This window comes from Streptococcus didelphis DSM 15616, assembly GCF_000380005.1.
Classification (GTDB): domain Bacteria; phylum Bacillota; class Bacilli; order Lactobacillales; family Streptococcaceae; genus Streptococcus; species Streptococcus didelphis.
In genome coordinates this window covers 88878-115020 of record NZ_KB904195.1, presented here as the reverse complement: position 1 = coordinate 115020, position 26143 = coordinate 88878, and the positions used below count along the sequence as shown (strand labels likewise).

At 37.3% G+C, this 26143-nt stretch carries 28 protein-coding genes and 2 pseudogenes; 5 read left to right on the top strand and 25 right to left on the bottom strand.

Going from position 1 to position 26143, the window contains the following annotated elements:
• Positions 1 to 187 precede the first annotated feature (187 nt).
• The 3 genes from A3GU_RS0105895 (at position 188) to A3GU_RS0105885 (ending at position 2365) form a co-directional block, all read left to right on the top strand.
• A complete protein-coding gene (locus A3GU_RS0105895; RefSeq protein ID WP_018366616.1) occupies positions 188 to 1000 on the top strand; it encodes a PTS mannose/fructose/sorbose transporter subunit IIC in 813 nt (270 codons plus the stop codon).
• Between the two features lie 14 nt (positions 1001 to 1014).
• On the top strand, positions 1015 to 1926 hold the full coding sequence (locus A3GU_RS0105890) for a PTS system mannose/fructose/sorbose family transporter subunit IID (RefSeq protein ID WP_018366615.1): 912 nt from the start codon (positions 1015 to 1017) through the stop codon (positions 1924 to 1926).
• A gap of 73 nt (positions 1927 to 1999) precedes the next feature.
• Positions 2000 to 2365, top strand: a complete 366-nt coding sequence (locus tag A3GU_RS0105885) for a DUF956 family protein (RefSeq protein WP_018366614.1) — start codon at positions 2000 to 2002, stop codon at positions 2363 to 2365.
• Between the two features lie 75 nt (positions 2366 to 2440).
• On the opposite strand, the gene A3GU_RS0105880 is transcribed toward A3GU_RS0105885, so the two are convergent.
• Positions 2441 to 3508: an acyltransferase gene (locus A3GU_RS0105880; RefSeq protein ID WP_018366613.1), complete on the bottom strand. Its 1068-nt coding sequence runs from the start codon at positions 3506 to 3508 to the stop codon at positions 2441 to 2443.
• 302 nt (positions 3509 to 3810) lie between these two features.
• Between A3GU_RS0105880 and serS the strand changes: the two genes are divergently transcribed.
• Positions 3811 to 5088 carry a serine--tRNA ligase gene (gene serS / locus A3GU_RS0105875; protein ID WP_018366612.1) on the top strand — a complete coding sequence of 426 codons (1278 nt, stop codon included), beginning with the start codon at positions 3811 to 3813 and terminating at the stop codon, positions 5086 to 5088.
• 163 nt (positions 5089 to 5251) lie between these two features.
• Here the strand turns inward: serS and A3GU_RS0105870 are convergent, their stop codons facing one another.
• From A3GU_RS0105870 to A3GU_RS0105765, 23 genes and pseudogenes are all read right to left on the bottom strand, one after another.
• Complete coding sequence (locus tag A3GU_RS0105870) at positions 5252 to 6022, bottom strand: acetyl-CoA carboxylase carboxyl transferase subunit alpha (RefSeq protein WP_018366611.1); 771 nt, start codon at positions 6020 to 6022, stop codon at positions 5252 to 5254.
• Positions 6019 to 6885, bottom strand: coding sequence for an acetyl-CoA carboxylase, carboxyltransferase subunit beta (gene accD, locus A3GU_RS0105865; protein WP_018366610.1), 867 nt, complete (start codon positions 6883 to 6885; stop codon positions 6019 to 6021). Before accD ends, A3GU_RS0105870 begins: the two co-directional genes overlap by 4 nt.
• 8 nt (positions 6886 to 6893) lie before the next feature.
• Complete coding sequence (gene accC / locus A3GU_RS0105860; RefSeq protein WP_018366609.1) at positions 6894 to 8258, bottom strand: acetyl-CoA carboxylase biotin carboxylase subunit; 1365 nt, start codon at positions 8256 to 8258, stop codon at positions 6894 to 6896.
• A 25-nt stretch (positions 8259 to 8283) separates the two neighbouring features.
• Positions 8284 to 8706 (bottom strand): 3-hydroxyacyl-ACP dehydratase FabZ, encoded by a 423-nt coding sequence (gene fabZ / locus A3GU_RS0105855; protein WP_018366608.1) that lies wholly within the window; start codon positions 8704 to 8706, stop codon positions 8284 to 8286.
• Positions 8703 to 8999: pseudogene (locus tag A3GU_RS10680) on the bottom strand (acetyl-CoA carboxylase biotin carboxyl carrier protein); the annotation flags it as partial. The pseudogene A3GU_RS10680 and the gene fabZ, both read right to left, overlap by 4 nt.
• Before the next feature lie 53 nt (positions 9000 to 9052).
• Positions 9053 to 9161: pseudogene (locus A3GU_RS10675) on the bottom strand (acetyl-CoA carboxylase biotin carboxyl carrier protein); the annotation flags it as partial.
• A gap of 1 nt (position 9162) precedes the next feature.
• A complete protein-coding gene (gene fabF / locus A3GU_RS0105845; protein ID WP_018366606.1) occupies positions 9163 to 10395 on the bottom strand; it encodes a beta-ketoacyl-ACP synthase II in 1233 nt (410 codons plus the stop codon).
• Between the two features lie 14 nt (positions 10396 to 10409).
• Complete coding sequence (gene fabG, locus A3GU_RS0105840) at positions 10410 to 11144, bottom strand: 3-oxoacyl-[acyl-carrier-protein] reductase (RefSeq protein WP_018366605.1); 735 nt, start codon at positions 11142 to 11144, stop codon at positions 10410 to 10412.
• Entirely contained in the window at positions 11145 to 12074 is a 930-nt protein-coding gene (fabD, locus tag A3GU_RS0105835; protein WP_018366604.1) for an ACP S-malonyltransferase, read from the bottom strand.
• Between the two features lie 29 nt (positions 12075 to 12103).
• Positions 12104 to 13069 carry an enoyl-[acyl-carrier-protein] reductase FabK gene (gene fabK / locus A3GU_RS0105830; RefSeq protein ID WP_018366603.1) on the bottom strand — a complete coding sequence of 322 codons (966 nt, stop codon included), beginning with the start codon at positions 13067 to 13069 and terminating at the stop codon, positions 12104 to 12106.
• 197 nt (positions 13070 to 13266) lie between these two features.
• A complete protein-coding gene (locus tag A3GU_RS0105825) occupies positions 13267 to 13491 on the bottom strand; it encodes an acyl carrier protein (protein WP_018366602.1) in 225 nt (74 codons plus the stop codon).
• Positions 13492 to 13551: 60 nt separating this feature from the next.
• Positions 13552 to 14526: a beta-ketoacyl-ACP synthase III gene (locus A3GU_RS0105820; protein ID WP_018366601.1), complete on the bottom strand. Its 975-nt coding sequence runs from the start codon at positions 14524 to 14526 to the stop codon at positions 13552 to 13554.
• Positions 14526 to 14960 (bottom strand): fatty acid biosynthesis transcriptional regulator FabT, encoded by a 435-nt coding sequence (gene fabT / locus A3GU_RS0105815; protein ID WP_018366600.1) that lies wholly within the window; start codon positions 14958 to 14960, stop codon positions 14526 to 14528. Before fabT ends, A3GU_RS0105820 begins: the two co-directional genes overlap by 1 nt.
• A gap of 75 nt (positions 14961 to 15035) precedes the next feature.
• Complete coding sequence (gene fabM / locus A3GU_RS0105810) at positions 15036 to 15827, bottom strand: trans-2-decenoyl-ACP isomerase (protein WP_018366599.1); 792 nt, start codon at positions 15825 to 15827, stop codon at positions 15036 to 15038.
• A gap of 216 nt (positions 15828 to 16043) precedes the next feature.
• A complete protein-coding gene (dnaJ, locus tag A3GU_RS0105805; protein ID WP_018366598.1) occupies positions 16044 to 17180 on the bottom strand; it encodes a molecular chaperone DnaJ in 1137 nt (378 codons plus the stop codon).
• Positions 17181 to 17556: 376 nt separating this feature from the next.
• Positions 17557 to 19386, bottom strand: a complete 1830-nt coding sequence (dnaK, locus tag A3GU_RS0105800) for a molecular chaperone DnaK (RefSeq protein WP_018366597.1) — start codon at positions 19384 to 19386, stop codon at positions 17557 to 17559.
• Between the two features lie 242 nt (positions 19387 to 19628).
• The gene (gene grpE, locus A3GU_RS0105795) at positions 19629 to 20219 is read right to left on the bottom strand and encodes a nucleotide exchange factor GrpE (protein ID WP_018366596.1); all 591 of its coding nucleotides are present in this window, start codon (positions 20217 to 20219) and stop codon (positions 19629 to 19631) included.
• Between the two features lie 31 nt (positions 20220 to 20250).
• Positions 20251 to 21285: a heat-inducible transcriptional repressor HrcA gene (gene hrcA, locus A3GU_RS0105790; RefSeq protein WP_018366595.1), complete on the bottom strand. Its 1035-nt coding sequence runs from the start codon at positions 21283 to 21285 to the stop codon at positions 20251 to 20253.
• A gap of 130 nt (positions 21286 to 21415) precedes the next feature.
• Entirely contained in the window at positions 21416 to 22003 is a 588-nt protein-coding gene (locus tag A3GU_RS0105785; protein ID WP_018366594.1) for a glucosaminidase domain-containing protein, read from the bottom strand.
• Positions 22000 to 22737, bottom strand: a complete 738-nt coding sequence (locus tag A3GU_RS0105780; protein ID WP_018366593.1) for a M15 family metallopeptidase — start codon at positions 22735 to 22737, stop codon at positions 22000 to 22002. Before A3GU_RS0105780 ends, A3GU_RS0105785 begins: the two co-directional genes overlap by 4 nt.
• The gene (locus A3GU_RS0105775) at positions 22734 to 23435 is read right to left on the bottom strand and encodes a histidine phosphatase family protein (RefSeq protein ID WP_018366592.1); all 702 of its coding nucleotides are present in this window, start codon (positions 23433 to 23435) and stop codon (positions 22734 to 22736) included. The genes A3GU_RS0105780 and A3GU_RS0105775 overlap by 4 nt, the downstream gene beginning before the upstream one ends.
• A 73-nt stretch (positions 23436 to 23508) precedes the next feature.
• Positions 23509 to 24846 (bottom strand): PFL family protein, encoded by a 1338-nt coding sequence (locus A3GU_RS0105770; RefSeq protein ID WP_018366591.1) that lies wholly within the window; start codon positions 24844 to 24846, stop codon positions 23509 to 23511.
• Between the two features lie 12 nt (positions 24847 to 24858).
• The gene (locus tag A3GU_RS0105765; protein WP_018366590.1) at positions 24859 to 25125 is read right to left on the bottom strand and encodes an ACT domain-containing protein; all 267 of its coding nucleotides are present in this window, start codon (positions 25123 to 25125) and stop codon (positions 24859 to 24861) included.
• 455 nt (positions 25126 to 25580) lie between these two features.
• Between A3GU_RS0105765 and A3GU_RS0105760 the strand changes: the two genes are divergently transcribed.
• Positions 25581 to 25784 carry a cold-shock protein gene (locus A3GU_RS0105760; RefSeq protein ID WP_018366589.1) on the top strand — a complete coding sequence of 68 codons (204 nt, stop codon included), beginning with the start codon at positions 25581 to 25583 and terminating at the stop codon, positions 25782 to 25784.
• Positions 25785 to 25863: 79 nt separating this feature from the next.
• Here A3GU_RS0105760 and A3GU_RS0105755 read toward each other — a convergent pair whose 3' ends face one another.
• A complete protein-coding gene (locus A3GU_RS0105755; protein ID WP_018366588.1) occupies positions 25864 to 26100 on the bottom strand; it encodes a GlsB/YeaQ/YmgE family stress response membrane protein in 237 nt (78 codons plus the stop codon).
• Positions 26101 to 26143 lie beyond the last annotated feature (43 nt).

Here is a 26143-nt window from a genome sequence, read left to right as displayed (position 1 = left end):
AAAAAGTTATTATTATCGAATTACTTTTTTAGGGGCGTAAGTATTCTTTAGGGAATGTTACTAAAGTATCTATTCCTTACACGCTAACCGCTAGGGCGGTTGTAAATAATACTATTTAGGGGCTTCTTTTTATTTTAAGAGTTGTTTAACAATAGTATCCCTATATACATTTCGAAAGGATATCAAAATGACAGATATTTCAATTATCTCAATGATTTTGGTCGTTATCGTAGCCTTCTTTGCTGGACTTGAAGGTATCCTCGACCAATTCCAATTTCATCAACCACTTGTTGCATGTACCTTAATCGGGCTTGTAACTGGTCACTTAGAAGCTGGTATCATGTTAGGTGGTACACTTCAAATGTTAGCTCTTGGTTGGGCAAACATTGGTGCAGCAGTTGCACCAGATGCTGCACTTGCCTCAGTTGCCGCTGCTATCATTATGGTTAAGGGTGGCGACTTTACACCTAAAGGTGTTACCTTTGCTTACTCAACAGCTATCCCTCTTGCGGTTGCTGGACTATTCTTAACTATGATTGTTCGTACCGTATCAACTGCCCTTGTTCATGCTGGTGACAAAGCTGCTGCAGAAGGTAACTTTGCTGCTATTGAACGTTTCCACTTTATCGCTCTCTTACTTCAAGGTTTACGTATTGCTATTCCAGCAGCACTTTTACTTGCTATTCCTTCTTCAGCCGTTCAAGCTATTCTTTCTAAGATGCCAGAATGGTTAAATGGTGGTATGCAAGTTGGTGGTGCTATGGTTGTTGCCGTTGGTTATGCCATGGTTATCAACATGATGGCAACTCGTGAAGTATGGCCATTCTTTGCACTTGGTTTTGCACTTGCTGCTGTAAGTCAATTAACACTTATTGCAATGGGTACAATCGGTGTCGCAATTGCCTTCATCTATATCAACCTTTCTAAAAAAGGTGGTAACGGTGGTAGCACCAATGCTGGATCAACAGATCCGATTGGTGATATCTTGGAAGACTACTAGAGAGGAGTAAGATAATGACTGAACAAATTAAATTAACTAAAAAAGACCGTCAACGCGTTTGGTGGCGTTCACAATTCTTACAAGGTTCTTGGAACTATGAACGTATGCAAAACATGGGCTGGGCTTACTCACTTATTCCTGCTCTGAAAAAACTTTATACTAGTCAAGAAGACCGTGCAGCTGCACTTGAGCGTCACATGGAATTCTTTAATACACATCCATATGTTGCTGCTCCAATCATCGGTGTAACACTTGCCCTTGAAGAAGAAAAAGCAAATGGTACTCCAGTTGAAGACAAAGCAATCCAAGGGGTTAAGATTGGTATGATGGGACCTCTTGCAGGTATCGGTGATCCAGTATTCTGGTTTACAGTTCGTCCTATCCTAGGTGCACTTGGTGCTTCTATCGCATCTTCTGGTAATATCATGGGTCCACTGATTTTCTTCTTTGGATGGAATATTATCCGTATGGCCTTCTTATGGTATACTCAAGAATTTGGCTACAAATCAGGTAAAGAAATCACTAAAGACATGTCTGGTGGTATCTTACAAGACATCACTAAAGGAGCATCAATCCTTGGTATGTTTATCTTGGCAGTTCTTGTGGAACGTTGGGTATCTATCAACTTCACAGTTAACCTACCTGCTACTAAATTAGCTAAAGGTGCCTTCGTTGAATTCCCTAAAGGTAACATTACTGGTGCTGAATTACAAGGTATTTTAGGTAAAGCACTTTCTGGTTTAAGCTTAACACCAGAAAAAACCAATACTTTACAAAATCAATTAGATTCATTAATTCCTGGATTAGCAGGTTTACTACTAACATTCTTATGTATGTGGTTACTTAAGAAAAAAGTTTCACCAATCACAATCATTATTGCCTTGTTTGCTGTTGGTATCCTTGCTCGTCTTGCAGGTATCATGTAATATCACAAAAAGAGTTTCTCACAGAAACTCTTTTATGGTATAATCAAGCATAAATTACTCTAAAGGATGATATATGGCACAATCATTAAATAAAATAGTTGAATTTCAAACTACTGCAACTTCCTATCTTGGCATGGGGGGGAAGGTTGGTAAAATTCTAGTTGGCGATAAGGCTTTAGAATTTTATAACGATAAAAATGTTAATGACTATGTTCAAATCCCTTGGACCTCCATCAATCAAATTGGAGCAAATGTTTCTAGAAACAAGGTCAGCAGACATTTTGAAGTTTTTACAGATCAGGGGAAATTCCTTTTTGCCTCCAAAGATTCAGGTAAGATTCTCAAAATTACCCGACAACATATTGGTAATGATAAGGTTATTAAACTCCCAACCCTAATCCAACTGCTCATGCAAAAATTATTTAAAGGTAACAAATAAGCTGAAATAATGAGCTGACCCAATCTTAGATTTTCTTTCTAAACTTTGGTACAGTTCAAGTATTTCAGCTTTTTCTTATCCTTGAAAAGGTATTTTACAATCAATCCATTGCATTAAACGATTCACCTTCAAGAAAGCAAAGAGATGTAAGCGACCTTTTTCAATTAAAAAAGCCAGCAGATAAATAAGAAGACTTACTCCTAAAATCAAGCAAGGATATAAAAGAATAGGGGCATTTACAAAAGGTTCAGCAAAATCACGGATTAGAAATTTAACCAACAAAGGATGTAAATGAGCCAAATAAATCCCTAAAGTCGTTGGAGAAACAAGAACAATAAACTTAAAAAGTTTAGTCTCTGTATGAATCGTCATTTTAGCAAATACTATAAATAAACAAACGGCCCCTAAACTTAAACTTGGCGATACATACCAGTACCAGATATTGCCCACTATAAATTTCATAACATAAGTAACAACCATTGATAGAGCATAAGTAAGCAGGAGCTGCTTAGTCTTAAAACGACTTAAATCTAAACGCTTGAAATAGGCTCCTACAATATAAAGAATGAGTAACCAAGTCATTTCAAAGCCTTTACTCAAGGAAAATTCCGAAACCTGATTATTCATCATAGCTGGAAGAATAGAAAAGGTAAAAGCAATTAAGATAACTAGATGCTTTAATTGCCGATCTGTTAAGGAATGAAGTCCTCCATTTATAATAGGCATAAAAACAAGTAAACCAAAGTAAGCAGACATATACCAATACTCCCCACTAACAATAGGGAAAAAAGCCTGTCGCCAATTATCAATTGTAACTGGAAATCCCAAAAGAGCAAAGATAGCTGTAATACTAAAAGTATAAAAGAAAACCTGTAACCAAATGTTAGCCAATTTGGAATATTTATAGGTAGAATCAGCACCCACATAACCACTAATTAGAGCATAGCAGTTCACAGCACCATATACTAATACTTGAATAACCCATGTCGTAATAAAATAAGAGTCTGTCTGACCAGCTACACTAGACCTTAATCCCCCTTTTCCTAAAACATGTGTCACAACAATCATAAACATGGAGATGATACGTAACAAATCTAAACCATAATGGTGCTTTCTATTTACTTTAGGTGATTTTTTTATCATGAAAACATTCTATCATAAGTCATTTAATTACGCTATTTTGGGAATTTTAGCTTCTCTTACTTTTTTATTTACAATTTTTCCAATTTTGTTATAATAGTCTTATCGGATAAGTAGTGTTCCTACCCTTTAAGGAAGTCTGTGGTTGCTGTGAACAGATAGGGAAATAACATGAAATTCTACCGATTTATTAATTACATAACAATTAAGTGCACAGATTGTGAAGCTGGATGGAACCGCGCTAAAGCGCTCCAGCATCTTCCAATCTGTGCTTTTTACTTTCTATTTTTATAAAGGAGAATCATATGCTAGATCTTAAACGTATCCGTACTGATTTTGATGCCGTGGCTAAAAAATTGCAAAATCGTGGAGTCTCAGAAGATACTTTAAATCAGTTAAAAGAACTTGATGAAAAACGTCGCCAATTATTAGTAAAATCTGAAGATTTAAAGGCTGAACGCAACCTTGCATCTGCTGCTATTGCCCAAGCTAAGCGTCAAAAAGAAGATGCCAGCCAACAAATTGCAGACATGCAACAAGTATCTTCAGATATTAAAGTTATCGATGCTGAATTAAATACTATTGACAATCAGGTGACTCAAGTCATTACTGTACTTCCAAACACTCCTCATGATTCTGTTCCTATTGGTGAAGATGAAGATGAGAATGTTGAAGTACGTCGCTGGGGTGAGCCTCGTCAATTTGACTTTGAAGCAAAGCCTCACTGGGAACTTGGTGAAGACTTAGATATCCTTGATTGGGAACGTGGAGGCAAGGTTACTGGAGCACGTTTCTTATTCTATAAAAATCTCGGTGCTCGTCTGGAACGTGCCATTTACAACTTTATGCTGGATGAGCATATCAAAGAAGGCTATCAAGAAATAATCCCTCCTTACATGGTTAATCATGAATCAATGTTTGGTACTGGCCAATATCCTAAATTTAAAGAAGATACCTTTGAACTAGCTGATAGTAACTATGTTTTAATCCCAACAGCTGAGGTTCCTCTTACAAACTACTATCGTGGGGAAATCCTAGAAGGTAAAGAACTACCAATTTACTTTACAGCAATGAGCCCTTCATTTCGTTCAGAAGCTGGATCAGCTGGACGTGATACCCGTGGCTTGATTCGTCTCCACCAATTCCACAAGGTTGAAATGGTCAAATTTGCAAAACCTGAAGAATCATACCAAGAGTTGGAAAAAATGACTGCTAATGCTGAAAATATTCTGCAAAAATTAAAGCTACCTTATCGCGTTATTACGCTTTGCACTGGTGACATGGGCTTCTCAGCTGCTAAAACCTATGATTTGGAAGTCTGGATTCCTGCTCAAAATACCTATCGTGAAATTTCAAGTTGTTCAAATACTGAAGACTTCCAAGCACGCCGTGCTCAAATCCGTTACCGTGATGAAGCAGATGGAAAAGTTAAACTCCTCCACACCTTAAACGGTTCTGGTCTTGCTGTCGGTCGTACTGTAGCAGCAATTCTTGAAAATTATCAAAATGAAGATGGTTCTGTAACAATACCAGAAGTACTCCGTCCATATATGGGTGGTCTAGAAGTTATTGCAGCTAAATAGTTAAAAAATCTTTCTAAATGACAAGCAAAAACCAGTTTTTAGTCTCCTAAATAGATTAATAACTGGTCTTTTTTTATGAGTAAGAAAAAAATCCTGTTCTGAACTGCACCCCAATCGTTAGTTTTTTTATCCAACTTTTAGGAATCAGTACATTCTAGGATTTTTAAAATTTTCTAAACCTTTGATAACGCTTCTCTAAAAGCTCTTCTTGCGACAAACCTCTTAAGTAAGTTAATTCTTTAATTAGTTCTTCCTTAAGATTATCCATGATTTCACTAGAAAAATAGCCTCGTTCAGGAATGATTTTATCAATAACCTGCAACTGATAAAGGTCTTTGGCTGTAATTTTCATCAATTCAGCTGCTTCTGTTGCCCTTGAACCATCCTTCCATAAAATAGAAGCAAATCCTTCTGGACTTAAAACAGCATAGATGGTATTCTCAAGCATCCAAACTTGATCGGCTAAAGCTAAAGCTAAGGCTCCTCCTGATCCTCCTTCACCAATAATAATAGCAATAATAGGAACAGACAAGTCACTCATCTCTAAAAGATTTCTAGCAATAGCTTCTCCTTGTCCCCTTTCCTCAGCACCCACACCTGGATAAGCGCCCGCGGTATTAATCAGGGTTACTATTGGTCGGCCAAATTTTTCAGCTTGCTTCATAAGGCGCAAAGCTTTACGATAACCTTCTGGATTAGGTTGACCAAAATTTCTAAACAGGTTTTCTTGTAAATTAGAACCTTTTTGAATCCCAATGACAGTGACAGGACAATCTTCTAAATAACCAATACCACCAACGATAGCTCCATCATCAGCAAAATACCTATCTCCATGAAGTTCCATAAAGTGGTCAAAGATATAGTTAGCATATTCTAAAGTGCTAAGACGGCCCTGATCTCTGGCCTCTTTTAAAATTCTTGTAACATCTGTCATCGACTACCTCCATGAAAAGCCACTAAATAAGCTATGGTATCTCTCATATCTGTCCTTTTTACAATGGTATCAATAAAACCATGTGCCAAAAGAAACTCTGCCTTTTGAAAATCTTCAGGTAAATTTTCACGAACAGTCGTTTCAATAACCCTTCTCCCCGCAAAACCAACAAGGGATTGGGGCTCAGCAATAATAATATCACCCTGCATAGCAAAACTGGCTGTTACACCACCAGTAGTAGGGTCAGTCAAAATAGTTAAGTAAAAAAGGCCTGCATTAGAATGTTTTTTAACAGCAGCTGAAACTTTTGCCATCTGCATTAAGCTTAAGGTTCCTTCCTGCATCCTGGCTCCACCAGAAGCTGTAAAGATAATAAGTGGAAGACCTTTCTTAGTAGCCAATTCAAATAAGGCTGTAATTTTTTCACCCACAACAGTGCCCATACTTGCCATAATAAAACGAGAATCCATAATAGCTAGAGCAATTGGTTGTCCCTTTACACGCGCTTTACCTGTAAGGACTGCCTCATGTAGACCCGTCTCCTGCCTTGTTTTCCTTAATTTTTCTTTATAAGCAGGGAAATGAAGAGGGTCTTTTGTGTCGATTTCCGTAAAGAGCTCTTGAAAAGAACCCTCGTCTACTGTTAAAACAAGTCTCTCTTGAGCAGAAATCCTAAAATTGTAGGAACACTCAGGACAAATCTTTGCTAAGCCAAGGTCTTTTTGATAAATCAAATGCTTACAAGCAGGACATTTTGCAAATAGTTCATCCGGAACCTCAGGAATATTGTTGCTAGAAGGCCCTTTCAAGGAATTATTAGGCGTAATTCTAATATACTTATCCTTTTTACTAAATAATGCCATAAAAACTCCTATTCTTTATGATAATGAGGTAAAAAGTCTTCCATTAAAAAGGAAGTGTCATAATCTCCTGCAATAACTTGCTTATCAGAAATTAAATCCAATTGAAATTCTATATTTGTACTGATACCTTCAATTTCTAATTCATAAAGAGCTCTTTGCATTTTCATTAAAGCATCAAAACGATCTTCTCCGTGAACAATTATTTTAGCAATCATACTATCATAATAAGGGGGAATTGTGTAGCCATTATAGACTGCTGAATCAACCCTTAAACCAACTCCTCCACATGGGAGATAAAGATCTGTAATTTTACCGGGACTTGGAGCAAAATTAAGGTTAGGATTTTCAGCGTTTATTCGGCACTCTATAGCATGTCCACTAATATGAATATCTTCTTGACTATGAGTAAGTTCTAAGCCAGCAGCTATTTTAATCTGCTCCTTAACAATATCTATACCTGTTACAAATTCCGTTACAGGATGTTCTACTTGAATCCGAGTATTCATTTCCATAAAGTAGAACTGTCCACTTTCTTCCTCAAGTAAAAATTCAATGGTCCCTGCATTCTCGTAATCCACAGCTTTAGCTGCTCTTACAGCGGCATCCCCCATTTCTTTTCTCAAGGTTGGACCAATAGCAATTGATGGGCTTTCTTCCAGAACCTTCTGATTATTTCTTTGAAGAGAACAATCACGCTCCCCTAAATGAATAACATTTTGATAAGCATCACCTAAGACTTGGACTTCAATATGTCTAGCTGGGTAGATGACTTTTTCCACATACATGGCTCCATTTCCAAAAGCACTAAGAGCCTCTTGGGATGCTGAATTAAAGGCATCTTCTAAACCAAATTCTGACTCAACCTTCCGAATACCCTTACCTCCACCACCAGCAGAAGCTTTAAGCATAAGGGGATAACCTATTTTAGCTGCAATTCCCTTTGCTTCTTGGACAGAAAAGATTTCCCCTTCTGAACCAGGAATTACAGGAACTCCTGCTTTTTTCATTTCAGAACGGGCATTGATTTTATCTCCCATCTTATCCATAACACTAGCCGAAGGGCCAATGAACTTAAGATTCATCTCTTCACACATAGTCGCAAATTTTGAGTTTTCACTTAAAAAACCAAAGCCCGGATGTATTGCCTGTGCTCCTGTAATCATAGCTGCAGATAGAATCGATTTCATATTGAGGTATGAGTCTGTAGAACGAGCAGGGCCTATACAAATAGCCTGATCAGCTAGTATAGTATGCAGAGCATCCTTGTCAGCCTCAGAGTAAACAGCAACTGTGGATATCCCTAATTCTCGTGCTGCTCGAATAATCCGCACAGCAATTTCGCCACGGTTGGCGATTAAGATTTTTTTAAACATTTTTTCCTCCACAGAATATGATTTCTTAGCTACCAATAGCAAATGTTAAGAGACCACTGGCTGCTAACTTTCCATCCACTTCAGCTTTTGCTTCAACAACTGCAATATTTGCACGTCTCTTAATAAATCTTGCTGTCATAATGAGTTGATCCCCAGGACGGACTTGCTTTTTGAACCTAACCTTATCCATTCCTGCATAAAAGACTAATTTACCCTTATTCTGCTCTTTTGATAATTCCAGTACCCCAGCTGTTTGAGCTAAGGCCTCCATGATTAAAACCCCAGGCATTACTGGGTACTCGGGAAAGTGGCCAGCAAAGAAGGGTTCATTAATAGTAACATTCTTAAGAGCAACTATCTGATCTTCTTCAATCTCTAGCACCCGATCAACCAATAAAAAAGGATAGCGGTGGGGCAAGGCCTCTTGAATTTTTTGAATATCTATCATGTTATCCTTACCAAGCCTTTACCGAATTCAATAACTTCTTCATTTGCAACTAAAATCTCTGTAACAATTCCATCACAAGGAGATGGGACTTCATTCATTACTTTCATAGCTTCAATGATAAGTAAGGTTTGACCCTTTTTAACTTGATCTCCTACAGAAACAAAATTAGGTTCCCCTGGACTCGGGGCCAGGTAAGCAACCCCTACCAAGGGACTATCAACAACTTGCCCTTCCTTTTTTTCTGGAAGAGAAGCTGTCATCTCATCAGTTTGAGATAGGTTTGCAGCCTCTGTTAGTTTGGCCTCGTCTTTTATTTGAACTTGTGGAGGAGTCTCTACTTTAGTATATTCGTTTTTACTAAAGCTAATTTCCTCATCTTTTGTTTTAAAAGAAAATTCTCTCAGATTAGAGGCATCAAACTGGGCCATCAAATCCTTTATTTCTTTAATTTCCACTTCATTCCTCCCATTTTTTGAAAGCAAGGACAGCATTATGACCTCCAAAGCCAAAGGTATTAGAAATAGCATAATCTATTTTTGCTTCTTTTCCTTGTCCAAAAATAACATTAGCTTCAATATCATCTGATAGAACCTGTGTGCCAGCAGTCATTGGCACATAGTTATGACGCATTGCTTCAATAGTTACAATTGCTTCCACCGCGCCGGCTGCGCCCAAAAGGTGCCCTGTAAAGGATTTTGTCGAAGATACAGGTACTTCTTTTCCTAGGACATTTACAATAGCCTGGCTTTCGCCTTTTTCATTAGCAGGGGTTGATGTCCCGTGTGCATTGACATAACCAATTGCTTCTGCTTTAATACCTGCATCATCAAGGGCAATCTGAATAGCCTTACTTGCACCAAGCCCTTCTGGGTGTGGTGATGTCATGTGGTAAGCATCGCAGGTATTTCCATAACCGACAATTTCTGCTAAAATTCTTGCCCCACGTTTTTGAGCATGCTCTAAACTTTCAAGGACTAACATACCAGAGCCTTCCCCCATGATAAAACCATTACGATCTTTATCAAAAGGAATAGAACTACGACTTGGATCTTCAGTAGTTGATAGGGCTGTTAAGCTTTGGAAACCAGAAATAGCAAATGGTGTAATAGAAGCTTCAGCTCCTCCTACTAGCATCATATCTTGAAGACCAAATTTAATATTATGATAAGCATCACCAATAGCATCATTAGAAGATGCGCAGGCTGTATTAATTGACTTACAAATCCCATGTGCATTAATAGCCATTGCCACATTTCCTGCCGCCATATTAGGCAAAGCTTTTGGAAGGGTCATGGGTTTAACACGTCTTGTTCCCTTTTCATGTAAGCGAATCACTTGTTCTTCAATTTCTTTAATACCACCAATACCTGTCGCTACAATTACCCCTAAGCGGTCTGTATTAATAGCCTGCGTATCTAGCTCTGCCATTTTTACAGCTTCCAAAGCAGCATAGAGGGCATAGATAGAGTACATATCATAGCGGTTCAAATCTTTTCTAGTAAAATACTTATCAAAAGGAAAGTCTTTGATTTCAGCAGCATTTTTAACAAGGTAATCACTGGTATCAAATTTTGTGATTGGACCAATACCAATTTTACCATTTTTTATACTTGACCAAAAGTCTTGGGGGGTATTTCCAATAGGTGATGTTACTCCATAACCTGTTACGACTACTCTGTTAAATGTCATTTTTCTACCTCAATTTATTGCATGGTCATTCCGCCATCGATGGCAATGACTTGTCCAGTGATATAAGCTTGACTAGCTAAAAAACTAGTTAATCGGGCCACTTCTTCTGCCTTACCGATTCGTTTTAAGGGAATTTGCTCTAAAATAGCACTTTTCATTTTCTCTGAAACAACTTCTGTCATATCAGATTCAATAAAGCCAGGCGCGATAACATTGACACAAATTCCTCGTCCAGCAACTTCTCTAGCTACTGATTTTGAAAAACCAATTAGACCAGCTTTTGAGGCAGCATAGTTGGCTTGACCAACATTTCCAGTCAGACCAACTACACTTGATATGTTGATAATAGCACCCTGGCGAGCCTTTGTCATCGGCTTCAAGACTGATTGTGTCATATTAAAAGTACCTGTTAGATTAATTTTCAAAACACTTTCAAAATCTTCTTGTGTCATCTTAAGCATGATTTTATCATTTGTGATGCCAGCATTATTAATTAAAATATCCACTGAACCTAATTTTTCTATAGTTTGATTAACCATATCTTTGGCATCCACAAGATTAGAAACATCACCTGCTATAAATAGGACCTGAACAGGATATTTTTCAAATTCAGACAAGATTGCCTCTGACACCTGGCTGCGACCATTTAAAACAATATTTGCGCCCAAACTTGCAAATTGATGGGCAATTGCTAGGCCAATACCTCTTGTTGAGCCAGTAATAATAACATTTTTACCTTTGATTTCCATTTATATCCTCTCTTCTTCTAAATATAGTCTTAACGATTTTATAGTATCGATTGAACTTGTCTTAAGATTTTTATCGATTTTTTTAATGAAGCCACTCAAGACACTACTTGGTCCTATTTCGATAATCTCATCACAACCTAGTTCTTTGAGTTTATTGACCGAATCATAAAACCTGACAGGTTCCATTACCTGACGAGCAAGTAATTCTGGAATTCTTTCTTTCGTCATCACTTGGGCTTCTGTATTACCTATTAAAGGAATTGTAAAGTCTTTAAAGTGAACTTTTAGTAACTCTTGACTTAGTCTTTGACTAGCTGGCTCTAAAAGAGCTGTGTGAAAAGGACCTGAGACATTCAAAGGAATTAAGCGTTTAACTCCCTCTTCTTTCAAATATTCAAGAGCTTGATTAAGAGCTTGCGTTTCACCCCCAATTACAATTTGTTGAGGGGTATTATAATTTGCTGGTGCAACTATTCCTTTAGACCGAGCTTTCTGACAGGCTGCTTCTATAATTTCGGGATCTGTATTTAAAACAGCCACCATTTTCCCAGACCCTGCAGGGGCTGCTTCTTCCATAAATTGTCCACGTTTAGCTACTAGAAGTAAGGCATCCCTAAAGGTGATTGCTCCTGAAGCAACTAAGGCTGAATACTCCCCGAGTGATAAGCCTGCTACCATACTAGGCTTGATCTCAAATGATTTTAAGACACGATAAATTGCAACTGAACTTGTTAAGATAGCTGGCTGAGTATAACGCGTTTGATTTAATTTTTCAGCATCATTATCAATTAAGTGTCGTAGATCATATCCTAATAGTTCACTGGCCTGGTTAAAAGTATCTTTAACAATGGGATAAGCATCATAAAAATCTCTAGTCATCCCTAACTTTTGAGCACCTTGACCAGCAAACAAGAAAGCTATTTTTGTCATTTAGTATCCTCACTTTTTAAAATAACTACTTATTTTATACTATTTTCCCAACGTTTTGATTCTTCTGTAATAACTTGCGCAGCCCCATAAAAAATATCTTCTATAATTTCTTTACAAGTTTCTTCTTTTTTCACCATTCCTGCGATCTGCCCAGCCATTATTGAACCATTGACCACATCACCATCGACCACTGCATTCCTTAGGGAGCCTGCTCCCATTTCATCAATTTCAGAAGCTGTCTTTTGCTCTCTTAAAAATTCTTTTTCGGCTTTCGCATAGGCTGAAGTTAGTTTATTTTTGATTGACCTCACCGGATGACCTACCACTTGTGCAGAAACAACAGTGTCAATATCCTTGGCTTTAATAATTTTGTCTTTAAAGTTTTGGTGGGCATTAGATTCTCTGGCAACTACAAATCGTGTGCCAATTTGAACTGCTTCTGCTCCTAGCATAAAGGCTGCAGCTGCACCTCTACCATCTGCTATGCCACCTGCAGCAATAACTGGGATGCTTATACTATCAACAACTTGACGAACTAGGGTCATAGTGGTTAATTTTCCAATATGGCCCCCTGCTTCCATGCCCTCAGTAATAACAGCATCCACACCAAGTTTTTCCATTCTTTTAGCTAAGGCAACGCTAGGCACTACGGGAATAACAATAACTCCTGCATCATGCAAACGTTCTAGGTACTTGCCAGGATTTCCTGCACCTGTTGTAACCACCTTTACACCAGTTTCAATTACTAAATCAACAATATCATCAGCAAAAGGTGATAAGAGCATGACATTTACCCCAAAAGGCTTATTAGTAATTGATTTTACTCTATCTATATTTGCTTTCACAACTTCTTTGGGAGCATTTCCTCCACCAATAATTCCTAGTCCACCAGCATTTGAAACTGCACCTGCCAAGTCTCCATCTGCTACCCAGGCCATTCCTCCTTGGAAGATGGGATATTCAATCTGTAATAATTCTGTTATGCGTGTTTTCATTATTAACCTTCTTCTGCCTGATAAAGTAATTTGATAATCAAACTATATAGTTATAAAGAAAGAGTGAGCTAGTGTAATAGAAAGCGGCTAGTCTCACCCTTCATTTAAGAATAAATATATTTTCAAAATAGTCACTTCTCTAAATAACTGACAAAATTACTTATCATCGTTATATAAATTATTGACGAACCAATGAATTATTTAATTTTTCCTTCTACATAAGCAACTAGGTCACCAACTGTATTTAATCCATCTTCAGTTTCAACTTGAATATCAAATGCATCTTCAATTTCTGAAATAACTTGGAAAACATCTAATGAGTCAGCATCTAAATCATCAAAAGTTGTGTCCATTTTGATTTCTTCTGCTTCTTTACCAAGTTCTTCGACGATAATTTCTTGTACTTTTTCAAATACTGACATTGTATTTCTCCTTAAAATTTCTAACTTTATTTTTATAAATGTGCTCTGCACATGATATAACTAAATTTTAACAATTAGGCTTCCCCATGTCAAACCTCCACCAAAACCTGAAAGTAAGACTGTCTGGCTGCCGTCTAATTGTAAGAGTCCTTTTTGGACAGACTCAGACAACAATATAGGTATACTTGCTGCGCTGGTATTACCATAGCTTGCCATGTTTTCAAGAAATTTTTCTCTTGGCGAGCCAATTTTCTTAGCCATCTTATCTAGAATACGATGATTAGCTTGATGCATTAAGAAATAATCAATAGCTTTTTCATCAATTTCTGAATCTGCAAGCAAGTGCAAAATACTCTTTGAGACATCTCTAGTAGCAAAGTCAAATATAGCGCGTCCTTCCATTTTTAGATGGACTTCTGCTTGGCTTTCTTCTGAAAAAGGAGATGCAAGCCCATGTTCACCTGAAGTTAGGGTCTGCCCTCTTGTTCCATCTGTATGCAATGACTCAGCAAGAAAATGTTTACTTGAACAAGCTTCTAGTAAGACACCACCTGCCCCATCACCAAAAAGAACAGCGGTATTCCTATCGCTCCAGTCTATCTGTTTAGACATGACCTCAGCACCAATAACCAAGCCTCTTTTATAATTTCCTGCGCTGATTAATTTATCAGCTGTTGCAAGTGCAAAAATAAAACCACTGCAAGCTGCTGTTAAATCAAAAGCAAAAGCATTTTTTGCACCAATATAAGCCTGAACCTTAGCTGCAGTTGAAGGCATACTAGCATCAGGTGAAATCGTGGCAACAATAATGAAGTCAAGGTCATCTGCATTGAATTTAGACTTTTCCAATAATTGCTTAGCAACTTGACCTGCTAAATGACTGGTATTTTCCTGGCTACTAATACGCCTTTGTTTAATACCAGTTCTTGAACTAATCCATTCATCACTAGTATCTAAAATAGCTGCTAAGTCATTATTGGTTACTATTTGATCGGGGAGATAATGGGCAACTTGACTAATTTTAGAATAAGTCATTAAATCAAGTCCTCCAAAAATTGATGTAGATTTTCCAAACCTTTATGCAGAGCTTTCATCGCATCTTCATCCATATCATGGACTACATGGCCAACCATATTTTTATGGAATTTAGCATGAAGACGATCTAAAAGTCTGCCTTTTTTGGTTAGGGTTAAATAGACAACCCGTCTATCTGAATGTGATCTGGTTCGCTCAATATAACCTTTAGCTTCAAGCTTGTTTAGACTTGTTGTAACTGTTCCTAGAGTTACCATAAGTTCCCTAGAAATGTCACTGGGTGTTACTTGTGGGTATTTTCCGATAATCTCAATCGTGTGCATCTCCTTTAAAGAAACATCACTAAATTGACTCGTCTTTAAACTGATTTCCTCAATAATTAAGATCCGATTAAAGATATCTACAAGATACTCATTAATTTTATCGTACTCCACCTTCACACCTCCTATCTATAAACTTTGATTCTCAAATTATATCAAAGAGCAAACTTTTTTGCAAGATTTTAAAGCTTATTTACCTTGAAAATTGGGGCGTCTTCGTTGACTATATGCATTAACTCCTTCTTTGAAATCGTCTCTAAAGGCAAGTTCCTTTTGAAGTTCAAGTTCTTGACTAGCGTAAGCCTCCCAGTCCTTAAACTCACTTTGCCAGATTAATGTTTTCATGGCTGCATATGAATTAGAGGAACCCTGTCTTAGTCTTTTTAGGAGCTGGTCTAAGGTTCGATCTAAATTTTCACTTTCTGCAACCCGATAAACAAAGCCATAATCTAGAGCTTTTTGGGCCGTGACTGCTTCAGCTGTCATAACTAAATGAGTAGCCTTTGCTAGACCAATAGCCCGTGTTAGGAGGTACAGCCCTCCAGCGTCTGGAGCCAACCCCACGTTGACAAAGGCCTGAACAAATTTACTTCTCTCACTTGCTATGCAAAAATCAACCGCTAAGGCAATATTAAAGGCAGCTCCTGCAACAGCTCCATCAGCGCATAGAATGACGGGTTTTGGAAGTTGCTTAATAGCCACTGATATCTCTTGAACCAGCTCAGCTATTTTTACTAAAGATTCAATATTATCCTCATCAACAGCTTTTTGCATTTCAACTAAGTCACCACCGACAGAAAAAAGCTTTCCTTTTGCTTTTATAACTAAAAAGCGTATCTGGCTATCTGCTTTTACCTCTGAAATAGCATCTAGTATTTCTTGACACAAAGGAATATTAAAACCATTTGAAACTTCTGGCCTATTCAAGATAAGCAATGCAAAATCATCATTTTTTTGAAAGATAATATTCTGATAATCCATCTTGTAGTCTCCTCCCATATTTATTTCGATATCAAATAATTTGATAGTCAAATTATTATAGGCTTATTTTACACTAGAATATTAAATGATGCAAGCAAAAATTTTTTCACACAAAAAAGGCCTGGTCCTCAACTAGCTTTATTCCCAACTTAGACTATCTAATCTATATCAGGAAGTTGGCTAATTCTAAGGGCCTAGACCTCATTAATTATTGACTTAAATATCTTCTAAGGCATCTTTCATTTTATCAAAGAAACCTTTTTTCTTAGGGGTTGATATCTCTTCTCCACTAGCTTCCGCAAAAGCTTGAAGTGCTTCTCTTTGCTTATCATTTAATTTTGTTGGGGTAACAATAGTAATGGTTACATGCTGATCTCCTTGACCATTGCCACGTAATTTAGGAGCACCTTTGCCTTTCAAACGGAAAATCTTACCTGTTTGAGTTCCTGCAGGAATAGACATTTCAACATCGCCATGAACAGTAGGAATGTCCACTGTATCTCCCAATGCTGCTTGAACAAAACTAATATTTAAATTGTAATAAATAGTTGATCCGTTTCGCTCAAATTTTTGACTTGGTAGGACATTCAAGACAACAAAGAGATCACCATAAGGACCACCATTAATACCTGCCTCACCCTGACCTTGCAAGCGAATTTGTTGGCCGGTTTCAACTCCTGCTGGAATTTTAACAGAAACCTTATGGGTTTTCTTCTCGTGTCCTGTTCCGTGACAGGTTGGGCATGGTTCTTTAATTTCTTTACCACTACCATGACAAACATCACAGGTTACTTGGCGACGCATCATTCCTAGTGGTGTCTGAGTATCAACATTAATAACACCTGAACCATGACAGCGTCCACAGGTTACAGGACTAGTACCAGGTTTTGCACCAGAGCCTGCACAAGTATGACAGCTTGATTCACGATTATAACTAACTTCTTTTTCAGTACCAAAAACTGCTTCCTCAAAAGAAAGATTAACGCGGTATTGCAGGTCATCTCCTTGGCGAGGGGCATTGGGATTACGCATTCCTCCACCACCAAAGAAGCTTGAAAAAATGTCTTCGAAACCTCCAAAGCCAGCACCATCAAAGCCTCCAAAGCCTCCAGCGCCACCACCGAAACCTCCTTGCGCTCCTGCTGCTCCATATTGGTCATAGGCTGCTCGTTTTTGGGAGTCACTTAGGGTTTCATAAGCTTCTTGAACATCTTTATATTTTTGCTCAGAGCCTTCTTCTTTATTAATGTCCGGATGGTATTTTTTTGACATTTTACGGTAGGCTTTTTTAATTTCATCTTGGGAAGCATCTTTACTTACCCCCAGACGTTCATAAAACTCAGTATTGTTCATAATTTATGATACAAAAGGCCTTAAGAAAACCGTATGAAAATAGAAAACTGACGGAGTGTGTAGACACGCGAGGAAGTTTATCTTTTTCACTAGGTTTTCAGCCTGTGTTCGACTAATCGAACTTGTATTCCTTTCTATAAGTTAATTTCAGGAAAGTAATTTTCTTTTTTCACAGAGTCGTAGGTGTATTCAGTTCTACCTAAATTTGCCTTACAGCTCGCGTTCGATTAAGAACACTATCATTCCTTTCTTGAAATATTTTAGACAATATCATTTTAAGATTTTATTTAGCCAAAAACAGAGGTCTGGTAAAACCTCTGAATTTGGCTATTAATCTTGTTAGTATTTTTCAATCCTAACACCTAAGCTTTACAGATTATTTTTCTGTAAACTCACCATCTACAACATCATCACCCTTGTCTGTTGATCCTGTTGCTTCTTGGCCTTCTGCTCCTTGAGCTGCTTGTTGCGCTGCTGCTGCTTGCTCATACATCTTAACAGCAAGAGCTTGTGCTTTTTCATTAAGAGCTTCAAGTTTAGCTTTCATATCATCAAGGTTACCTGATTCTTGTGCTTTTTTAAGCTCATCAAGGGCTGTTTGAGCAGCATCACGTTCTGTATCAAAGCCTTTGCCTTCAGTTTCTTTAATAGTTTTTTCAGTTGCAAAGATAGCTTGGTCAACTTCATTTTTAAGGTCAACTTCTTCTTTACGTTTTGCATCTGCTTCAGCATTAGCTTCGGCATCTTTCATCATGCGATCAATTTCTTCTTCTGAAAGGCCATCATTTGATTTGATAACGATATGTTGTTCTTTTTGAGTACCAAGGTCTTTAGCTTTAACAGATACAATACCATTTTTATCAATGTCAAATGTTACTTCAATTTGAGGAATTCCACGAGGTGCAGCTGGGATATCAGTCAATTGGAAGCGTCCAAGAGTCTTGTTATCTGCTGCCATTGGGCGTTCACCTTGAAGTACATGGATATCAACAGCAGGTTGATTGTCTGCAGCTGTTGAGAAGACTTGTGATTTAGAAGTTGGAATAGTTGTGTTACGGTCGATAAGTTTCGTAAATACACCACCCATAGTTTCAATACCAAGTGATAATGGTGTTACATCAAGTAAAACAACGTCTTTGACATCACCTGTGATAACACCACCTTGGATAGCAGCACCCATAGCAACAACTTCATCAGGGTTAACAGATTTATTTGGTTCTTTACCAGTTTCTGATTTAACAGCTTCAACAACTGCAGGGATACGGGTTGAACCACCTACAAGGATAACTTCATCAATTTCTGATAATGACAAGCCAGCGTCTGAAAGGGCTTGACGAACTGGTGTTTTAGTACGTTCTACAAGATCATGTGTAAGGTCATCAAATTTAGCACGAGATAGGCTCATTTCTAAGTGAAGTGGACCTGCTGCGCCAGCAGTGATAAATGGTAATGAAATTTGTGTTTGAGTAACACCTGAAAGGTCTTTTTTAGCTTTTTCAGCTGCATCTTTCAAACGTTGCAAGGCCATTTTGTCTTGAGAAAGGTCAATACCATTTTCTTTTTTGAATTCTGCAACTAAGAAATCAATGATTTTTTGGTCAAAGTCATCACCACCAAGTTTGTTATCACCAGCAGTTGCAAGGACATCAAAGACACCATCACCTAATTCAAGGATAGAAACGTCAAAAGTACCACCACCAAGGTCAAATACTAAGATTTTTTCATCTTTATCAGTCTTATCCATACCATAAGCAAGAGCAGCTGCAGTTGGTTCATTAACAATACGTTCTACTTCAAGACCAGCAATTTTACCTGCATCTTTAGTTGCTTGACGTTGGGCATCGTTAAAATAAGCAGGAACTGTAATAACTGCTTTTTCAACTTTTTCACCTAGATAGTCTTCAGCATAACCTTTTAAATACTGAAGAATCATTGCTGAAATTTCTTGTGGTGTGTATTCTTTACCATTTGCTGAAACTTTTTCAGATGTTCCCATTTTTGATTTAATTGAGAGGACTGTTTCTGGATTTGTAACAGCTTGACGTTTTGCAGCATCACCAACAATGATTTCACCATTTTTGAATGATACTACTGAAGGTGTTGTACGGTTACCTTCTGGATTAGCAATAATTTTGCTTTCAGTTCCTTCAAGAACTGCTACTGCTGAGTTTGTTGTACCTAAGTCAATACCGATAATTTTAGACATAATATAAGATACCAAGAACGCCGAGAAAGTGACAGAATTTTAGGAAATCACAGACAGGTGCTTGCACACTAGGGGATTTATCTAAATTCCGAACTTTCCGTTCGGGTTCAATTCCTTTCAAATTTTTAAGTTCGTTTATTAATTTATTTATTTTCTAGTTTAACGACTTGGCGGTCGACATTATTTTTTATTTAACTAATGAATCTATCCTAGAAGGACTGCTTTCTACTAAAAGTTACAAATTAATTATAAACAATAACCATTGCTGGTCTCAACAAACGCTCATGTAGCTTGTAGCCTTTTTGGAAGACTTGGGCGATTGTATCAACTGGATGTTCCTCATCAGCTGGTAGGGTTTGTACAGCCATATGCAGGTTGTGGTCAAAGCTTTCAACAGAAACTTCTTCAATACCTTCTTCTTTTAGAGCTTGAACAAGACTTTCTTGAACCATTTCTAAGCCTTTTTTAACATCTTCTGTTAAACCTTCAACAGCTAAAGCACGTTCTAGATTATCCAAGCTTGGTAAAACTTTCTTAGCTAGGTCTTGTGAGCGATAACGTTGCAAGCTTTGGCGTTCTTCATTCGCACGGCGTTGGATGTTTTGCATTTCAGCATGGGCACGAAGGTACTTGTTTTCGAAGTCTTCAGCACGTTCATTTGCTAATTCTAATTCTGTTTTTTCAGCTTTTTCTTCTGTTTCTGAATCTAGATTAACCTGATCTTCTTTTGTTTGATCATTCATTTCTTCTTTTGGATTATCATCAAGAATATCTTCTTTTATGATTTCTTCATCTTTTTTATGTTTTTTTGACAAAAGATGCACCTCTTTCATTATTTTCTTCTATTAGTTTACCTGACACTTATTAGTGAACTTCATAGTGATTACTATTAAGATAGCGGTAATAGTCTCTTAGCTTAATGGCTAAAATTCTTCCCACGACATTAATCAAACTAACATTGCGTCGGTAGTTCATATCAATAGGACCAATCAAACTCAACAAGCCATACCCCCTATAAGGAATTAAAAACTTGTAAGTTAAGAGACTTAAATCTGATAAGGCAGGTTCACTACTTTCTGCCACTTGGACGACAGCCATCTCATTTTCAGACATTCCTTGTCTAATGCAGAGGGCCAAGCTTTGTTCTTGATCCAAAAACTGATAGGTTTCAAGTCCTGAATAATTTAGGGCACTAACTTTTCCTGAAACAAATATGGTTTCTTGAAAGAGACTCTTAAAAATATAGTCAAACAGGTCAAGAACATTATCAGTTATGGAAAAATATTTTTGTAAAACCTGAGGAATCTCTGTTCGCAACTTATAATGAATATCCATAAGATCGCGTTCTACCAATCTTTCATCCACAATTTCTTTGATTTTAAGTAAATCACGAGACAAGAAATTTTTGGGAATAGCAAATTGGACCGTCAGAGGTTTGGAATTATCTAGATTAAGGACTGCCAGAGCATCATGACTAGACAACTGAACAATATCAAAGGCTGTTAATTTCTGCCTAGCTGGATCAACATCCAAGATAGCCACTGAATAGCCTGTGATTTCCGCTAGAATCTGACTTGCTTTTTCTAAAATATCTTCCAAATTAAAAGCTTCAAAATCCATCGCTTTTACTAATTGATAAATGTCTTTTTCATCAATGCTATCTAAATTGAGTGAATGTTCAACAAAGTATTTAAAACCAGCTGTGCTTGGTAGGCGCCCACTAGAGGTATGGGCTTTTTCAAGGAGACCCAATTTTTCTAGCTTTGCCATGTCATTACGGATGGTAGCACTACTCGATTCAATACTAGCTTGTAAAGCCTTAGAACCGACAGGTTCATGCGTTTGAGTAAATAAGTCAACAATTAAATTGAGAATTTCAGTTTGACGTGGTGTAATCAAAAACAATCCCCCTTCCCAATTAGCACTCCTTACCAAAGACTGCTAACTTATATTTCCATTATACTCCTAATAAAAAGCTTGTCAAGTATAAAATCCAATAAATTAGCACTCTTTTAAAAAGAGTGCTAATTTATTTATCATAGCTTGTTAATTTCTTTTCTTCAATGACTGTGATGAGTTTTTCTGGGTAAGATTTATTCTCAGGATAAAGATATTCACCTAGAACTCGTGCTGGGCCTTTGTAACCTTTATCTGTTGCCAAGAGACGATAAAGATTTTTATCCCAAACCTCACCCTTTCGTAAGGTCATAAAATAATCTTCAATTGAAGCTTTTCGGCTAGAATAATAAGCAAAGGCCACCTTACTGCCCTTAGCATGACCTTCAATCGGCCGATTAGTTTTTAAGATTTTAAAACCCTGTCCTGGTCTTGCAGGTAGCGAGAAAAGATTATGATACTTATAGGATAATAAACTTTGGCCATTCTGGGTGTCCAATAAAATTTGTCCAATGACAACTGAGGGCCTTATTCCATAAACCTTAGCGTAGGGTTTGACTTCCTCAGCAATAGTTGCAAGATAAGTTTTTTCAGAATAGTTAACCTTTACTTGCTTTTGGGCAAAAGGCGTAGTTGCATTAAATAGTAAAGGAACTATTAATAGGAACAAAAACGAAAAGAAAACTAGTAAAAATGATTTTAACTTCAATCGCTCTCTCATTTTTTCTCCTTTAATATAGCTAGATACTCTTCTAAAGAGAGATGATTCTTAGTCATATATTGGGCTGATTTTTTACCAACATATCGGTAATGCCAATCCTCATAGTTTCGGCCTGTAACATCTTTCTTGTCTTCTGGAAAACGCAGTACAAAGCCATATTTAGGGGCTACTTCTGCTACTTTTTTAACCACTTGCTGATCACTTTGATTAAGTGCATCTACTGTACTCATATCAATAGCAAGTCCTGTCTGATGCTCACTTGCCCCTCCTAGTGGAAAATAAGCCTGAACCAAGGCTTCCGCAGCCTCCTGATTTAAACTAGGATTATTTGCTATTTCTTGCTCCACATAGGAGTGATAAAGCTGGTTTTGCTCTTCCAGACTACGATAAGCTGCAAGAATGTGTTCTTGAGGGTCTATGGCCTGAGCTGCTGCCAAAAATTCTGCCGTTGCATCAGCAATACGCTTATCTACTTTAAAACCATTAATATCTGCTAGTTCTACTTGTAAATCTTCTTTTTTGTGCTCTTTATTAACCAAAAGAAGTTGCCAGTCATCTACTGTAACCTTTGGCAGGTCAGCCCTTGTTTTTTGTTTAAGAGTCACAGACTCCACTTGTTTAGGAAGCTTATCTTGTCTTGGTTTTTCTTCCTTTATAAAGATATAAACACAGGACAAAAATAGAATAACGATAAAAAATTTAAATAAAAAGATTAGTAATTTATTATTTTTCATGTGCTAAGTTTCTCTATAATTTCACGACCACGGTATCTAAAACTCATATCTCCAATGACTTGGATGCTAAATTTTCCATCTTCAAAGTCGACAATAGTGATACTTCCGTTATCAATATATTGCTTTTCTCTGTCTGGGTCTATTAGCCACATAAAGGTTCCAATAGTCATTCCATGGCTTACTACTATAGCATTTCCTCCCCCTGCATTTTGGATAGAAAGAGCTATGGCTTCAAAACCATCATAGATTCGCTTACTTAAGACTTCCCATGATTCAGCCCAGTTAGCAGTATCTACTTCAACAATACTTTCAGCAAGTTCTGAAAGGGGAACATCTCTGAGATTCTTCTTGCCTTCAAATGCCTTAGTTCTAGGTAAAACGCCTAAAAAGAGTTCTGAGTCATAGGCGCCGTCTAAGCTACCAAAGCACCATTCTCGAATACGTTTATCCTTACTATATGGGATAAACTCATGTTCTGACTCTTTTAGGATAATTTCCATGGTTTGCATTGTTCTTCCGGAATCACTTGAAAAAGCTGCCTTGAAAGGTATTGCAGCATCTTTGAGTCCTAATCCTAATTCACGGATACCTTCTTCTCCAAATTTTGTTAAAGGGGTATCACTCCACCCTTGTGCACGTCCAATAGTATTAAACATTGTTTTGCCGTGACGGGCAATGTATAACCTTGTTTTTGTCATAATATCCTCCAAGTTCCTTTCTATAATTATAGCATTAAGAGAAAACACTTGCAAAAACATGCAAGTGACTTTCTTAGTTTTTAAAGCTATGGATAGGAGCAGGGATTTGTCCCCCTCGGGCAATAAAATCTGCCGAAGAATGTTTATTAACAGCCATGACAGGAGCTGTCCCTAAGAGGCCACCAAATTCTATCATATCACCCACTTGACCTTTAGGAATAATCCTTACAGCCGTTGTTTTCTGGTTAATGACACCTATGGCAGCTTCGTCAGCAATCATCGCAGCAATTGTCTCTTTAGGAGTATCTTCTGGAATGGCAATCATATCTAGGCCTACTGAACAGATCGCAGTCATAGCTTCTAGTTTTTCAAGATTTAAAGACCCAGCCTTAACAGCCGCTATCATACCTTCATCTTCTGAGACAGGAATAAAGGCACCTGATAAGCCTCCTACCTGGTTACATGCCATGACACCGCCTTTTTTAACAGCATCATTTAAGAGTGCTAAAGCTGCTGTAGTACCATGTGTACCAACCATCTCTAGCCCCATTTCTTCTAAAACACGAGCAACAGAATCACCTATTGCTGGTGTTGGAGCTAGTGATAAGTCTACAATTCCAAACTTAACACCAAGTCTTTCACTGGCCATTTGACCAACCAATTGACCAATGCGGGTAATTTTGAAGGCAGTTTTTTTAACAGTCTCGGCTAAAACATCAAAGCTCTCACCTCTAACCTTTTCTAAAGCTCGTTTTACAACTCCAGGACCCGATACACCTACATTAATAACAACGTCAGCTTCACCTACACCATGAAAGGCACCTGCCATAAAAGGGTTGTCTTCAACTGCATTTGCAAATACAACTAGTTTTGCCGCCCCTAATTCTGATAGCTCTGCTGTTTCCTTAATAATTCGTCCCATATCAGCAACTGCTGTCATATTAATCCCTGACTTTGTTGAACCGATATTGACAGAAGAACAAACCTTATCTGTAACAGCTAAAGCCTGAGGAATAGAATTTATCAGGATCTGATCTCCTTTATGGTAACCTTTTTGAACGAGTGCAGAAAAACCACCAATAAAGTCGACACCACTATCATGCGCTGCCTTATCCAAGGCTCTAGCAAGAGGCAGATAATCCTTAGCATTGCTAGCTGCTCCAATCAAGGAAATAGGTGTCACAGAAATACGTTTGTTAACAATTGGAATCCCTAGTTCCGCTGCTATTTCGTCTCCTACTGCCACTAAACGAGCAGCCTTAGTAACAATTTTTTGGTAAATTTTATCAGCTGCTTTATGGATATCCTTATCAATACAATCTAAAAGAGATATGCCCATCGTAATTGTACGAATATCAAAGTGCTGTTCTTCAATCATTTCAATCGTTTCACGAACTTGTCTTATATCCATTTTTAGAACTCCTTATAGATTATACATAGCATCAAAGATTGCTGTACTCTGAATATTAACTTTTACCTGTAAGCTATCTCCTAACTTATCACATTCATTTCTCAAATAGGTAAAGTCTTTTTTCTCTTCAGATGATACAATAGCCATCATTGTAAAATAATCATCTAGGACTGTCTGTGAGATATCATCAATATTCAAACCCAATTCAGCTATTTTGGTGGAAAGACCAGCAACTATTCCCTTACTATCTTTTCCAACAACAGTTATAATGGCTTTCACGGAAGCACCTCCTAATATTTTTTAAATTTTACCACAAAAAATCTCTATTTACTATAACTTTTCTCATTTTTTACAAGCCCTTTGCAGCTTCATGTCAAACTCCTCTTAGAAAGCTATTTTTGTCACTTAATTGATACCTTTTTACAATATTAGTCTTCTATAATAGCTGTGCAACCAATATTAGATAAGACACTTTTATGTTGCAAAAGACAAGACCCCTTTCAGAAAGATGTCTACATCAATTTCTAGGGAGCTTGTTTTTTTAAAACCTTATTCATAGTTTTTTAAATAACTACTTTCATTTATGGTTAAATAAAAAGGTTTATCCTTGACTTATGAAGTTTATACTGTTATAGTAGGGAATGTAAATAAGTTTTTCGAGTCAAAGTATCAGTTTTATCTTTTGTTTTCCTCTTAATAATTCTTTACAAATAAAATATATAGAGGTAACTCAAATGACACAAGGTACAGTAAAATGGTTTAACGCAGAAAAAGGCTTCGGCTTTATCACTCAAGAAAATGGTGCAGACGTATTTGCTCATTTCTCAGAAATCCAATCTGACGGTTTCAAATCATTAGATGAAGGTCAAAAAGTATCCTTTGATGTTGAGCAAGGTCAACGTGGCCTTCAAGCAACAAACATTACTAAAATTGCTTAAGTTTATTAAACCGTAGATACTATCTATGGTTTTTTATTTTGCCTATCCTCCAAAAAAACCTTTGACATGTCAAAGGTTTTTAGTATCTATCTAAAAAGAAGGAAACAACTGCTACTACTATTACTGCTCCTAAAATAGAAGGAATCAGAGCCATACCAGCTAAATGAGGACCCCAATTCCCAAATAGGGCTTGCCCTACAGATGAGCCAATCAAACCTGCAACGATATTAGTAATACAGCCCATGGAATAACCTTTTTTTGTAATTTTTCCAGCTATCATACCAATAATAGCGCCGACAATTAAAGATCCAATCATTTCTACACCTCTTTGTTTTTTTACATTATAGCATATGGGCTAA